Genomic DNA, 13,914 nt, shown 5'->3' with positions numbered 1-13,914 from the left:
GAGACGATGCCTGCGCGCGCCAGCACTCACAACGCTCAACGCGCCGAATCTCGCCGACAACAATCGGCTTCCATCCGGTTCCGTTACAAATTGCGCACTCCACGGGGAGTTAAGCGTAGCAGCAATTCTGTAATTGTGAAATGTCACAAATGCCCGAAATGACGAAATGTCTGCAGTGCGGGAATGGCGAAATGCCCAAATGTCAAAGGCGCGCAATTGGCGAATGACCTTGGAGCAGCAGATTCAACCATTGAAGGGCAAAGACATTCGATCATTCTTCCCTGCAATGGTTTGTCCGCACTTCGCCATTTCGGACATTTGTGACATTTCGCCATTTACAAGGCGGCGTCCTTGCCCGCGTCTTTGTCTCCAGCGGGCACGAGCGCCGTGTTCAGCCGTTGTTCCCAGTCGCCCAACCCACGAGCGAGTTCGGTCTTGACGTACGCCATGAACTCGTTGACCTCACTCTGCATGCGCTCCATTTTCTGGCGCATGTTGAGGATGATTTCGACGCCGGCGAGGTTCACGCCGAGTTCGCGCGTCAGCGCCAGGATCGTTTCGAGGCGCTGCAGGTCTTCATCAGAATAGAGCCGCGTGTTGCCTTCGGTGCGAGAGGGAGCGAGCAGGCCCTCGCGCTCGTAGAGTCGCAGCGTCTGAGGGTGGATGTCGTACTTGGTCGACACCGCGCTAATCATGTAGTAACCCTTGCCGGTGCCCGTGCGTCTGGTCATGGCCTTACTCCCGCCTTTCTACTTCACGAGTCAAACAGGTGTGCGCGTACGTCCACGGGATTCAACCGTGCAAACTCGCGCAGGAGTGCTTTCGACCGCTCGTCCTGGACGGGCGGCAACACGATCTGGAGCTCGACGATGAGGTCGCCGGCGGCGTCGGGTCCGAGCTGGCTCGGTACGCCGTGGCCGCGGAGGCGAAGACGGGTGCCTGCCGCCGTTCCCGGTGGCACCCGGGCTTTCACTGGACCCGCCAGCGTTGGAACGTCGATGCGGGCCCCGAGCGCGGCTTCGTGAATCGCGACCGGCACCTTCACGTGCAAATCCAAGCCGTCGCGATGAAACACCGGATGGGGCGCCACCTCGATGGTCACATACAAATCCCCGGCCGGCCCGCCTCGCTCGCCGGCGTGCCCGCGCCCTGGCACCACCAGCCGCGCCTGCGACTCGATGCCCGCCGGCACATGCACCGTCACCACTTCGCTGCGAGTCTGCACGCCGGTGGCGGCGCACATCCGGCATCCCGCCCGCGTCAGTCGCCCAGTCCCGCCACAGGGTTCACAAGCCTTGGTGAACATCATGTGGCCCCGAGCCCATCTGACGGCCCCCTGGCCATGGCACGCGGAGCACGCTTCTGACTCGAGCGCGATGACACCGGCGCCGCCACACGCCGGACACCGTTCCCGGCGCACCACCGAAACGGGCACCGCCCCACCACGCATCGCTTCTTCGAACGACAACTGCATGGTGAGCTCAAGCGACGCGCCCTGGTCCTGCGCCATGGCCCGGCGCGCCGCATCCTGAAACACGTCGGCGAAGAGTTCAGAGAACGTCGCCGCCTCCGCGCCCTGCGCCGCAGCCGTGAAATCGAACCCGTCGAACGCGATGGTCGTTTCGACTACGCCCTGATGCCGGTGCTGCCCCTCGTCGTACTGACGACGACGCGCGGGGTCGCCCAACACTTCGTAGGCTTCCTGCACCTGACGAAAACGTTCGGCGCCGAGGCGGTCACCCGGGTTGATGCCCGGGTGATACCGCCTCGCGAGCCGCAGATACGCGCGCTCGATATCGGCTGGCGTGGCCGCCGGCGTCAAATCGAGCGCGCCATACAGGTCCATTACTTCTTCTCGTCTTCAATCACTTCCGCGTCGATGACATCGCCACCAGCGGCATCAGCGCCAGGCTGCGCGCCCCCGCCGGCCGCACCCGCCGCGGCATCAGGCCCGGCCTGTTTGTACAGTTCCTGCGCGGCCTTGCCCTGCGCCTGCATCAACGCGTCCAGTGTGCGGTTGATGGCGGCCGCGTCATTGGCCTCAAGCGCCTGCTTCACATCGTTGACCGCCGACTCAATCGCCATGCGATCGGACGCCGGCACCTTGTCGCCCGACTCCTTGAGGAACGTGGACGCCGCGTGCACCGCCTGGTCGGCGCGATTGCGCGTCTCCACTTCTTCCTTGCGCTTCTTGTCTTCCTCGGCGTGCGCTTCGGCGTCTTTCACCATGCGCTCGACCTCGTCCTTCGACAGGCCGCTCGACGCGGTGATGGTGATCTTCTGCTCCTTGCCGGTGCCCTTGTCCCGGGCCGACACATTCACGATGCCGTTCGCGTCGATGTCGAAGGTCACTTCCACCTGCGGCACACCACGCGGCGCCGCCGGAATGCCGTCGAGATGGAACTTGCCGAGCGGCCGGTTGTCGCGCGCCATCTGGCGCTCGCCCTGCAGCACATGCACTTCCACGCTCGTCTGGCCGTCGGCCGCCGTCGAGAACGTCTCGCTCTTGCGCGTCGGGATCGTCGTGTTCCGCGTAATCAGCGTCGTCATCACGCCGCCCAGCGTTTCGATGCCCAGTGACAACGGTGTCACGTCGAGGAGCAGCAGGTCCTTCACTTCACCCGAGAGCACACCGGCCTGCAGCGCGGCGCCAATCGCCACCACTTCGTCGGGGTTCACGCCCTTGTGCGGCTCTTTGCCGAACTGGTCCTTCACGAGCTGCTGCACGCGGGGGATACGAGTGGAACCACCGACCATCACCACTTCGTCGATGTCCTTCGCCGAGAGGCCCGCATCCTGCAACGCCTGCCGGCACGGTCCCATCGTCTTCTGCAACAGGTCCTCGACGAGCGACTCGAACTTGGCGCGCGTCAGCTTCATCGCCAGGTGCTTGGGACCGGTGGCATCCGCCGTCACGAACGGCAAATTGATCTCGGTCTCCACCAGCGTTGAGAGTTCCATCTTGGCTTTCTCCGCCGCTTCCTTCAGGCGCTGCAAAGCCATCCGGTCTTTCGACAGGTCAATGCCTTCCTGCTTGCGGAACTCCGCGACAATCCAGTCAATGACGCGCTGGTCGAGGTTGTCACCGCCCAGATGCGTGTCGCCGTTGGTGGACTTCACCTCAACGACGCCCTCACCCACTTCGAGGATCGACACGTCGAACGTGCCGCCGCCGAAGTCATAGACGACAATCGTTTCGTCCTTCTTTTTGTCGAGTCCATAGGCCAGCGCGGCCGCCGTGGGCTCGTTGACGATGCGCATGACTTCGAGGCCGGCGATCTTGCCGGCGTCCTGCGTCGCCTGACGCTGTGCGTCATTGAAGTACGCCGGCACCGTGATGACCGCCTTGGTCACCGGCTGGCCGAGGTAATCTTCGGCGGCCTGTTTCAGCTTGCCGAGGATCATCGCGGAGATTTGCGGCGGCGTGAACGGCTTGTCCTGCCCGTCCACCTTCACGGCGACGTGGCCACCTTCTGCCGTCACCCGATACGGCACCATCTTCAGTTCCTCGCCCACCTCGTCGAACCGGCGGCCCATGAAACGCTTGATGGAGTACACCGTGTTCTCGGGGTTGGTCACGGCCTGGCGCTTTGCGACCTGGCCCACCAGGCGCTCGCCCGACTTCGCAAACCCAACCACCGACGGCGTCAGTCGCCCGCCCTCTGAGTTGGTGATGACCACCGCCTCGCCACCTTCCATAACGGCGACGACAGAGTTCGTGGTGCCCAGGTCAATTCCAATGATCTTGCTCATGATGTCCGTTGCTCCTCTGCCGCATGGGGCAGGAAAATGGCCAAACCTTAGTCTCAGACATTATAGAAAGATGAGTGTGTGTTTGTCAATAGAACCGCGGCCTTGAGACCCAGGCCGCTGTTTCCTGGGGCGGCCTGGCTACGCCGGCCCGGCGTTGGGGTTCACGCCGCGCTACGAAATACCGGCCCCGTCACCGTATTTCGTAGGGCGGCCTGGGGCTCAATTTCCTCGTAGGGCGGCCTGGGTCTCAAGGCCGCCGGACGCGCGCTACGAAATGCGCGCTATACTGATTTTGCCAGCTCACTGTCTGACTTAGAGGGTCCGATGACCTTTGCACGCACAGTCAGGCTTCTTGTAATTCCCGTCCTCACGACCGGCGCCCTCGTCTGGTCACCCTCTCTCATTGCGCAGTATCGCGACGACCCGGGACAGCAGTACGTGCCTGGGCGCGACTCTGAACAGCCGGCCTACGCGGGCGACGCTGAGTACTACCAGGACGTGCCGGCGTATGTCTCGGCGGTTGATGGCAGTGCGCAGCTCTACCGTGGCGGCGACAGCGTCCGCGACTTCGAGCAGGTGCCGCTTGAAGTGGGCGATCGCCTGAGCACATCGCGCGGCCGCGTCGAAGTGTTGTTCTCGGACGGCAGCGTCATTGCCCTCGACGAATACACCGACATCACGATTGACGATTCCGCCGCGTGGCGGCTGCAGGCCGGACGACTGAAAGTGACGTGGCGCGCCGGATCGTTTGATATTGATGCGCGGCCCGCAGGCGCGGCGCTCGTGCGGGCCGGCGGCGACTATCGCATCACCCTCTCTGACAACCGACGAGGCGAAGCGGAACTGGAACTCGCCGTTTCACGTGGATTGGCCGAGCTCGAAAATTCACTGGGCCGCACGTCGGTGCGTGCCGGCACCCGCGCATTAACGACCGCAAGCTACGCACCGTCGGTGCCGTACGCCTACACCACGCCACGTGACGACTTCGAACGCTGGACTGAGTCGCTCGAAGCCGATCGTTACGGCGTGGAATCGGTGCGGTACCTGCCTGTTGAATTGCGCGCGTATGGTGGCGACTTCGATCGGCATGGCTCGTGGGGGCGCTACGGCTCGTACGGGTGGGTCTGGTATCCCCGAGTGTCGGTGGGGTGGCAGCCGTATCGCACCGGTCGCTGGTCGTTCGTCGTGAACTTTGGCTACAGCTGGATTGGTGGGTCGCGTTGGGAGTGGCCGACGCATCACTACGGGCGATGGGAGCGAGGCGGGTCGCGGTGGTTCTGGGTGCCGCAGCGGCCCGTGCAGGCCAGGCGCGTCGGATACGCGGCGCCGAGGCCGTCATTCAACGCGTCAGTGCCCTACTACTCGCGACCGAACAATTCGCGCCCGTTCACTGGACGGCCATCGCCGAACAACCAGCGCGATCAGCGCGACACGAACTACGGATCCAGCCGGCCCACTGGCGGAGGCACGCGGCCTCCAGTGATTGACCAGCGCCGCATCGAGCAAACCCGGCCGGAGCAGCAGCGCCCCGAGCCGCAACAGAGAGCGGTTCCGCGCGGTGTGCCGCGCAATGCCCCGTCGCAGTCGCCGCAGACGAGCCAATCACCGTTCCCGTCGCGTAACACACCGATGGCGACCAGGCCTCAGGTGCCCTCGAATCAGCGGATTGAGCCGCAGGAACGTCAGAGACCGAGTGAGCGGCCGACGGATCGGCGTGCACCGTCGATCTCACGGCCTTCGCCGCAGGAATCGCGACCGGCTCCGCCGACCACGCGTCAGTCGCCCTCTTCCGAGCGGCCCACGCAGTCGGTGAGGCCGTCGCAGCCGCAACGCTCGGGGTCCGGCGTACAGTCGCCGCCTCGATCCGGGGCACCTTCGGGCTCGCGCACCCCATCCACAGGCCAGTCGGGCGGGCGATCGGGAGGCGGATCGGGCACCGCGGTCCGTCGCGGCCGCAGCGGGGGCTGATATCGTTACAGACAGCTCATGGCTGTCGTCACGATCCGTCTCGTCCGTGGATTCGGTCTCGTCGCGCTTTTCCTTGCGGCAGCGTTGTTCGGCATTGCGAGCGGTGTGGTGCTCGCGTTTGTCGGCGACCTGCCGCAGATTAGCGCGCTCGATAGCTACGCGCCCAGCACGATCACCCGGGTCGTCGGGCGAGACGGCGGCGTGGTCGGCGAGTTCGCCACCGAGCGCCGCGAAATCATCACCGACGCGCAGATTCCACCCGTGCTGCGCCAGGCCATCATGGCGGTGGAAGACGCCGGCTTCAACGACCACATGGGGCTGCAGCCTACCCGCATGGTCTGGGCGGTCGTTCGCGACCTGACGGGCACTGGCCGCACGCCGGGCCGGTCCACCATCACCCAGCAGCTGGCGCGCAACCTGTTTCGCGACACGATTGGATTCAGGCGCGACCCGAACGCCTGGGTGGACGTCAGCGGCTGGGAGCGGAAGATCAAGGAAGCGCTCGTCGCGCTGCAAATCGAGCGGCGCTACGGCAAGTCTGAAATCTTCACGATGTACTGCAACCAGATCTACTGGGGCCACGGCGCGTATGGCGTGCAGGCCGCGTCGCGGTTGTACTTCGACAAATCAATCACGGACCTGACGCTTGAAGAAGCGGCGATGCTTGCGGGCATCATCCAGACACCCGAGCGGCAGAGTCCCTACGTGAACATGGCCGAGGCCAGGCGCAAGCGCAACCTGGCGTTGGACCGCATGGCCGCCAACAACTTCATCACGCCAGAGGAAGCCACCGCCGCCAAAGCCCGGCCCATTGTCACCTCCGGAGCGCCGCTGGGTGGTCCCACGCTGGCACCGCACTTCACGGAGACCATCCGGCAGGAGCTGCAGGACCGCTACGGCGCCAAGGCGATCTACGAAAGCGGCCTGACGGTACGCACGGGACTGGATGCGGAGTTGCAGCGCACGGCCATCGAGGTTCTGGACCGCGAACTGCGACGGATCGATCGGCTGGGCGGCTATCGGCGGCCGGCACGCAACCTCGTGGCCGAGAAGGTGGACCTCGACACGTTCAGGGTGCCGCGCTGGTCGCGTCCGCCGACGGTGAACGACGTGATTCCCGCGCTGGTGCTGAACATGGATAAGGGCACCATCCGTGTGCGCGCCGGCGCGTGGGAAGGCACCATCGCGGCCGCCGGCTACGCGTGGACCCGACGACGGTCAGACACATTGGTACGGCGTGGAGACTTGATCGAAGTGCGGGTGATCAGCCGCGTCGACGAGTCCAAACAGTTTGTGGCAAGCCTCGAGCAGACGCCGTCTATCGAAGGCGCTGTGGTGGCCATCGAGAACCGGACCGGACAGATTCTGGCGATGGTGGGCGGCCACAACTTCGGACGCAGCCAGTTCAACCGCGCCACGCAGGCGCTGCGGCAAGTGGGATCGACGTTCAAACCTTTTGTCTACACGGCCGCGATCGACCGCGGCTACACGGCCACGTCGCTCATCGACGACAGTCCCGTGAGTTTTGTCGCCGGCCCGAACCAGCCGCTGTGGCAGCCGCAAAATTACGACCGCGAATACCTCGGGCAGGTCATGCTGCGCGACGCACTCGCCGGGTCGCGCAACATCCCGACGATCAAGCTGATGGACGCGCTCGGTCCGCCGCAAGTCATCGGCACGGCCAAGCGCATGGGCATCACATCTCCCCTCCCGGCGTTCCTGCCGGTGGCCATTGGCGCCGCCGAAGCGACGCTCATCGAGATGACGTCGGCCTACTCGGCGTTCGCCAATCAAGGCGTGCGCGTCACACCACTCTCGTATACGCAAGTCCTCGATCGTGATGGCAACATCCTCGAAGACCGCCGGCCGGTGCCACACGACGCGTTACGCGCCGACACCGCGTTTGTCATGGCGCACCTGCTGCAAGGCGCGGTTCAACACGGCACTGCTGTCAGAGCGCAGGTGCTGGACTGGCCCGTGGGCGGCAAGACGGGCACCACCGACGACTACACTGACGCCTGGTTCATCGGGTTCGATCCCGACATCACGCTCGGCGTGTGGGTGGGCCGCGATCAGAAGAAGCCGATCGGCCCCGGCCAGACGGGCACCGCAGCCGCGCTGCCGATCTGGATCGACATCATGAAACCGTGGGTCGCACGCCGTCGCGCCCAACTCCCCGCCCCGCCGTCCTTCGAACGCCCGAGCAACGTCATCATGGTCATGACCAGCAAAGGCCTCGAAGCGTTCATCGCCGGCACCGAGCCAGGGATTCGCTGAAAGCGTTCATCGCTTCATTCACCATGAAGCTCCATGAAGTTCCATGAAGGAATTCATGATGTTGCATGGGGCCGTCTGAAAGCGCGGTGTTGGGGGCCTGGCTGCGCCAGGGCCACAGGATCGGAGGGAAGGCACGAACGAACGCAGGTGGAGAGCAAAACGACCTCTGAGGTAATTACCGGGAACTGTCGGCGGTAATTACCTCAGAGGTCGTTTTGGGTTTCGCCTGCGTTCGTTCGCGCCTTCCCTCCGATCCTGCGTGCCGCCGAAGGCGGCACCCAGCACCGCGCCTTCATGGATCTTCATGGATCTCCATGGTGAAAATCCTGGAAGCCCCTTGGACTCTGGCCCCTGGACCCTAGAGGTCGTCGGCCTCGTCGGTGGCGGCGAGGTTGCCGCTGCCCTTCTTCAACAGGTACGCCCGGATGAACTCCTCCAGGTCGCCGTCGAGCACGCGGTCTGGATCACCCACCTGATACTTGGTGCGGTGGTCTTTCACCATGCGGTACGGGGCCAGCACGTAGCTGCGGATCTGGCTGCCGAAGGCGATGTCTTTTTTCTCGCCGCCAATCTGATCCAGCTTCGCCTGCTGTTCCTTCATCTTGACGTCGTACAACCGTGACCTGAGCACCTTCATCGCCGACGCACGGTTTTTGTGCTGCGACCGTTCGTTCTGGCACGACACGACGATACCGGTCGGCAAGTGGGTCAAGCGCACGGCCGAGTCCGTTACGTTGACGTGCTGACCGCCGGCGCCGCTGGACCGGAAGGTATCCACGCGAAGATCCTTGTCATCGATCTCAATGTCGATGTCGTCGGGCAGTTCGGGCCAGACATAGACCGAGGCAAACGACGTGTGCCGGCGCGCGGCCTGATCAAACGGCGAGATCCGCACCAGCCGGTGCACACCGGCTTCGGCGGCGAGCAGACCGTACGCATTTTCACCATAGATGGTCATGGTCGCGCTTTTGATTCCGGCTTCGTCACCGGGCTGCAGATCGACCACCTCGCGCTTGAAGCCGCGACGCTCACTCCAGCGGATGTACATGCGCATGATCATCTGGGCCCAGTCCTGCGACTCGGTCCCGCCCGCGCCAGGGTGGATGGTGACAATGGCGTTGTTGCTGTCCATGGGCCCCGACAGCATGGTGCGCACTTCACCGGCCTCAATGGCCGCAGCGAACGCGGTCAACCCCTTCGCGAGGTCCGCCGACACGTCTTCTCCCTGCCGGCCCCACTCGATCAGCACCGCCAAGTCGTCGGTCTGCGTGCGGACGGACGCCGCGATCACGCGGTCGTCATCGAGCCGCCGGCGTCGTTGGAGTGTCTGTTGTGCGCGCTCCTGGTCTTTCCAGAAGTCGGGTTCAGAGACCTGGGCTTCGATCTGTCCTAGTTCACGCTCGAGCCGTGCTTCGTCAAAGCCCCCTCCGGAGATCGGCGGCGCGGTCGGCCAGGTCCGCGTACCAGCGCGCCTGCTCTTCGATGGTCATTTCTCGTTCACTCATAACTGCTCCCCACCTGCGGCGCTCTGCGCCGCCGTCTGGCGACGCCGGCGGCCTGTCACCGCGACCATGGCAGCGGCAAGTGCACAGACCCACGCCACCACGTCGCCCAGATAACTGTAGATCGTGCGCGACTGGATCAACCGCACGTCCTGGGTGATCGCCGTCTCTTCAAACAACCCGGTCGTCACGATGGTCCGCCCGTACGGGTCCACCACACCGGAGATGCCGGTGTTGGCAGCCCGCACCAGATAGCGCCCCTGTTCCACTGCGCGCACACTGGCCTGCTCAAAATGCTGATACGGGGCCGACGACACGCCGAACCACGCGTCATTGGTAATGGTCGTGAGCAACTGGGCGCCACGCTCGGCAAACGCCCGCGGAATCCACGGGTAGACCACCTCGTAGCAAATGGCCACGCCCGTCTTGACGCCGCTCGCCTCAAGCACCGTGGGATCGGTGCCATGCGTGAAGTCCGACACCTTCTCAACCAGCGGACCAATGAAGAACAGCAGTGACTTCAGCGGCACGTATTCGCCAAAGGGCACCAGCTGCATCTTCGAATACGAACCCCGCGAGGTGCCGTCCTCGCCCACCATCACCGCAGAGTTATAGATGCGGTCGCCCGCGGCGTCGCGCTCGAACAGGTCGCTGCCGATGAGGATGGCCGTGCGCGTCTCTCTGGCCAGCGCACGGATCGGCTCAGCACGCAACGGCTCCGCTTCAAAAAAGAACGGCGTCGACGCTTCAGGCCACACCACGAACCGCGCGCCGACGTCGATCACCTGCCGGCTCAAGCGCAGGTAGCGATCAATGATCTCCTGTCGAAACTCCGGATCCCATTTCTGGCCCTGGGCCACGTTGCCCTGCACGAGCCCCACCTTCAGAACCGGACCGCTCAGCACAAGCGTGCCACCCGCCACACGCCACGCCCCAAGCGCCGTCACCAGCGCCACCAGCGCCATCACGCCGCCCGCTGCCCACAGATGCCTGGGCCGACGCGTGACGGTCACGACAGCGGCTGCCGCCGACACCAGCGCCAGGAGTGCTGAGACGCCAAAGACGCCAGTGACACTTGCGAGTTGAATCACGGGCGTCACCGACGCCTGCGATGTGCCGAGCAGCGCCCACGGAAAGCCGCCGCCCACCCAGCCGCGCAGCCACTCCGTGGCCACCCAGCACGCCGGCGCGAGCCACAACCCTGTGACGCCAAATTGTCTGACCGCACGCCCCACCAACACCGCGCACAGGGCCGGATAGAGCGCCAGGTAACTGGCCAGCAACAGCATGACCGCCCAGGCCACCGGCAGCGGCAGGCCGCCGTGCAGGTTCATGACTTCCACGACCCATGACACCGTCAGGCTGAAATGTACGATGCCGGTGAGCCAGCCCAGCGCGAACACGCCGCGGCTACCTGCGGCAGGCGATCGCGTGGCGCGCAGCGCGACCGCCACGAACAATGGGGCGAGCGCCGTCCATGCGAAGGCGGGATGTCCGTACTTCGGAAAGCTGGCGGCGAGGAGTCCGCCGGACAGCAGTGCCAGTAACGTGGTCACTAGCGCGTAATTCGCGATGAAGTGCCCTGCCGTTCGAGGCGGATCTTGATCTGCTCCGCCTCGGCGCGGTCCTTGTAGGGGCCGACGCGCACCTTGAACAACTTGTCCGCAGAACCCGCGACAGGCACAAGCACAAACGCCGGCACGCTCAACTGCTTGAGCTTCTCCACCTGGCTGTCGGCCACGCCGCGCGTGGAGTAGGCGCCCATCTGCAGGAACCAGTCGCCTGCACCGGCAGTCGGCGGCGCGGCAGCCACAGGCGCCGCCGTTGCGGTCACCTCAGGTTTGGGTGGCGCGACCTCAGCCACAGCCGGAGGCGTGGCTGAACCCACCAGCATCTCGTGGTAACTCAGCTCGGGCTCGGCAGGCTTCTCGGCCTTTTCGCCCACGGCGGGGTCAGACGGCACCAGGGTCTCGGGCACCGTTGCCTCGGCAGTGGTGCTTTCCGTGTCACCCACGGCCGAACGCACACCCTGCCCAACGTTGACGCCCAGCAAAAACACCACGACCGCCAGCACGACAGCGGACATGAACAGAAACACCAGCTGTTTTCCGCTCAATTGGACTTCGTGAAAACCCTGATCGGACATGATTTCGCCCTCGATCTTAGCACGCACTATGGAGCCTTTCCGCCGATCCTCGCGAGCAACGCCTTCGCCTCGGGATGGTCGGCCACGAGCGCGATTGCCAGTAGCGCCTGCTCTCTGGCACCCGGCCGATCGCCGCTATCAAGCAACGCTTCACCCAGCCGCACCCTGGCCTCTGCCGAGTCGCGCGACCACACCGCGATGCGAAACTCATCGATGGCTTCGCTGAGCCGGCCGCCCCGCTGGTAGATACGACCCAGCAACAAATGCGGCTCATCGTCATACGGGCGCAGGTAGATCGCGCGGCGCAACTCGTTGGCGGCCGCACGGTCATCTTCCTGCTCAAACAGGCGGCGGCCTCGGGCCACATGGAACGCGGCCAGTTCAAGTTGTTCGCGTTGGGCCGGATTGGCGATGGCGGCGTTGACGCGATCGTGGGGGCGCAGATCGAGCCGGCCCACCAGGCGTTCCAGACCGGCGGGCACCGCATCACTGAGCGCCAGGCCTTCAGGTTCGAGGCTGGTGCCGAGCTGCTTCGCCAGATCAAACTCCCGCTGGGCTTCCACCTTCCTGCCGCCGATCATCAGCATCTGGCTCATCAGCAGATGCGCCTCGCCGTCAGCGGGCGCGAAACGCACCCCTTCCCGCAACCAATACAGCGCGGCGTCCACGTCGCGGCTGCGCGCGTAGGCATACCCGAGATTAAAGAGGTAGTCCGCGTTGTCGGGCGCCTCGTCGGCGGCGCGGTTGAAAAAATACGACGGAAGGCCGGTCTGGGGCGTGCTGCCTCGTCTCAGCTGAATCACACCCATCGCGTTGGACAACACCGGCGAGGGCGTCTCGCCATGCAAGGCCTGGAGAACCGCGAAGGCGTCGTTGTAGCGACGAAGCGCGATCATCGACAAGGCCGCGGAGAAACGTGCCTGCCGATCGAGCGGCGCGTTGCGGCCCACGGCCTGTGCAGCGGCCAGTGCCTTGGCGTCGGCGCCTTGGGAGGCATACAAATCCCACAGCGCGAGCAAGACTCGGTCGTCGGCAGGCGCCTGTTGCCGCGCCTGCTCAAGGAAACGCTCCTGGGCCGCCGGTGTGGGCGCCACCAGGCCTTTCACGTATTGCTCAAACGCCCCGAGTGGCAAGTGCGGCCGGTGCGGGGCGCCTTCGGTGCCGGGCACCAGGCGCGCGGCGATGCGTTCAAACACGGCATAGATCTGCGTGCCCTGGCCTTCTTCGACAATTTCTGGACGCTGCCGCGCAGAGTCCACCGCGATGACACGCGTGGTGACGGTCATCCGCGCTCCCAGACGAACCTCGCCAATCACCAGTTCGCTGGCGCCGACCAACTCAGCCACCCGCATCATGGTGGCTCGCGTGAGCGTCGGTGTCATCGGCAACTGCAATCGCGAAAACGCATCCAGCCGGTCCGCTCGTGACAGCGCAGCCGCGCCGCGGGCGTCAAGTTCGTCGGCCAGCAGGATGGCCGCCGCCTCTCCAAGCCAGAACGCCGCGCCTTCCCCGCCAGGCACATTGGCTTCAACAATCACGGAAAACGGCAGCACCAGCGCGCGCGCGGACGGACCAATTTGTGCTTTGCCCGTTGCCGGCCACAGCAGCGCACCCACAATGACACCCGCTGTCAGGAAGCGGCGAACTTGATAGTCGTGTAGCCGTGTCATCATTCTCCGCAAGATGTCTGTGCAGACGACGGCCGGGGCCATTTTGGCCGGGGGCCGGGCTCGCCGATTCGACGGACGCGACAAGAGTCGGCTCGTCATTGACGGTACCTCCATTATCGTCCGTCAGGTCCAATTGCTGCAGCGTGTCACCGACGAGGTCTTCCTGGTCGGTCACGACCCGGATCGATTTGCCGATCTCGGCCTGCCAGTGGTGGGGGATCGGGTGCTGGGTGCCGGAGCGCTTGGAGGCATCTACACCGCGCTTGCCTCCACCACTGCCGATCGCGTGCTGGTGATCGCCTGCGACATGCCCTTCCTCGTGGAACCACTGCTGCGAGCGTTGCTTGCACTCGCCGAGTCGGGAGACGGCGCCTGGGTCAGAACCAGCCGGGGGCCTGAGCCACTCGTGGCCTGCTACCGGCAATCGGCGCGCGAACGCATCCACGAGGCCATCGCCGCAGGGCACCTCAAAGCGGCGGACTTGGGGCTCACGCTCAACATTGGTGAGCTGTCGGAACAGGACGTGGCGGCATTTGGCGATCCCGGTCACATGCTGGCCAACCTCAATACGCCCGAGGACTACGCCCGGGTACAATAA

At 64.8% G+C, this 13,914-nt stretch carries 10 protein-coding genes; 3 read left to right on the top strand and 7 right to left on the bottom strand.

All coding sequences use genetic code 11. The features are described from left to right. Positions 1 to 335: 335 nt before the first annotated feature. Genes IPL75_10230 through dnaK form a run of 3 tightly spaced genes read right to left on the bottom strand, consistent with a single transcriptional unit; the run spans position 336 to position 3,753 of the window. Positions 336 to 731, bottom strand: a complete 396-nt coding sequence (locus IPL75_10230; protein ID MBK9240618.1) for a helix-turn-helix transcriptional regulator — start codon at positions 729 to 731, stop codon at positions 336 to 338. 23 nt (positions 732 to 754) lie between these two features. Beyond that, positions 755 to 1,846, bottom strand: coding sequence for a J domain-containing protein (locus tag IPL75_10225; GenBank protein ID MBK9240617.1), 1,092 nt, complete (start codon positions 1,844 to 1,846; stop codon positions 755 to 757). After that, positions 1,846 to 3,753 (bottom strand): molecular chaperone DnaK, encoded by a 1,908-nt coding sequence (dnaK, locus tag IPL75_10220; GenBank protein ID MBK9240616.1) that lies wholly within the window; start codon positions 3,751 to 3,753, stop codon positions 1,846 to 1,848. Before dnaK ends, IPL75_10225 begins: the two co-directional genes overlap by 1 nt. Positions 3,754 to 4,077: 324 nt before the next feature. Here dnaK and IPL75_10215 point away from each other — a divergent pair, with 324 nt between their 5' ends. Both IPL75_10215 and IPL75_10210 read left to right on the top strand, forming a co-directional pair. Then, positions 4,078 to 5,721, top strand: coding sequence for a hypothetical protein (locus IPL75_10215; protein ID MBK9240615.1), 1,644 nt, complete (start codon positions 4,078 to 4,080; stop codon positions 5,719 to 5,721). An 18-nt stretch (positions 5,722 to 5,739) separates the two neighbouring features. Beyond that, entirely contained in the window at positions 5,740 to 7,998 is a 2,259-nt protein-coding gene (locus tag IPL75_10210; GenBank protein ID MBK9240614.1) for a PBP1A family penicillin-binding protein, read from the top strand. A gap of 358 nt (positions 7,999 to 8,356) precedes the next feature. Here the strand turns inward: IPL75_10210 and prfB are convergent, their stop codons facing one another. The 4 genes from prfB to IPL75_10190 form a co-directional block, all read right to left on the bottom strand. Beyond that, a complete protein-coding gene (gene prfB, locus IPL75_10205) occupies positions 8,357 to 9,433 on the bottom strand; it encodes a peptide chain release factor 2 (protein ID MBK9240613.1) in 1,077 nt (358 codons plus the stop codon). A 66-nt stretch (positions 9,434 to 9,499) separates the two neighbouring features. Further along, positions 9,500 to 11,056, bottom strand: coding sequence for an apolipoprotein N-acyltransferase (gene lnt / locus IPL75_10200; GenBank protein MBK9240612.1), 1,557 nt, complete (start codon positions 11,054 to 11,056; stop codon positions 9,500 to 9,502). After that, positions 11,056 to 11,673: an SPOR domain-containing protein gene (locus tag IPL75_10195; GenBank protein MBK9240611.1), complete on the bottom strand. Its 618-nt coding sequence runs from the start codon at positions 11,671 to 11,673 to the stop codon at positions 11,056 to 11,058. Before IPL75_10195 ends, lnt begins: the two co-directional genes overlap by 1 nt. Next, on the bottom strand, positions 11,673 to 13,319 hold the full coding sequence (locus IPL75_10190) for a hypothetical protein (GenBank protein MBK9240610.1): 1,647 nt from the start codon (positions 13,317 to 13,319) through the stop codon (positions 11,673 to 11,675). The genes IPL75_10195 and IPL75_10190 overlap by 1 nt, the downstream gene beginning before the upstream one ends. Before the next feature lie 10 nt (positions 13,320 to 13,329). Here IPL75_10190 and IPL75_10185 point away from each other — a divergent pair, with 10 nt between their 5' ends. Further along, the gene (locus IPL75_10185; protein MBK9240609.1) at positions 13,330 to 13,914 is read left to right on the top strand and encodes a molybdenum cofactor guanylyltransferase; all 585 of its coding nucleotides are present in this window, start codon (positions 13,330 to 13,332) and stop codon (positions 13,912 to 13,914) included.

The sequence above is a fragment of the Acidobacteriota bacterium genome, assembly GCA_016716905.1.
Lineage (GTDB): Bacteria > Acidobacteriota > Vicinamibacteria > Vicinamibacterales > SCN-69-37 > SYFT01.
Note: the sequence above shows the minus strand (reverse complement) of the source record. Positions and strands in the feature narration are given on the sequence as shown.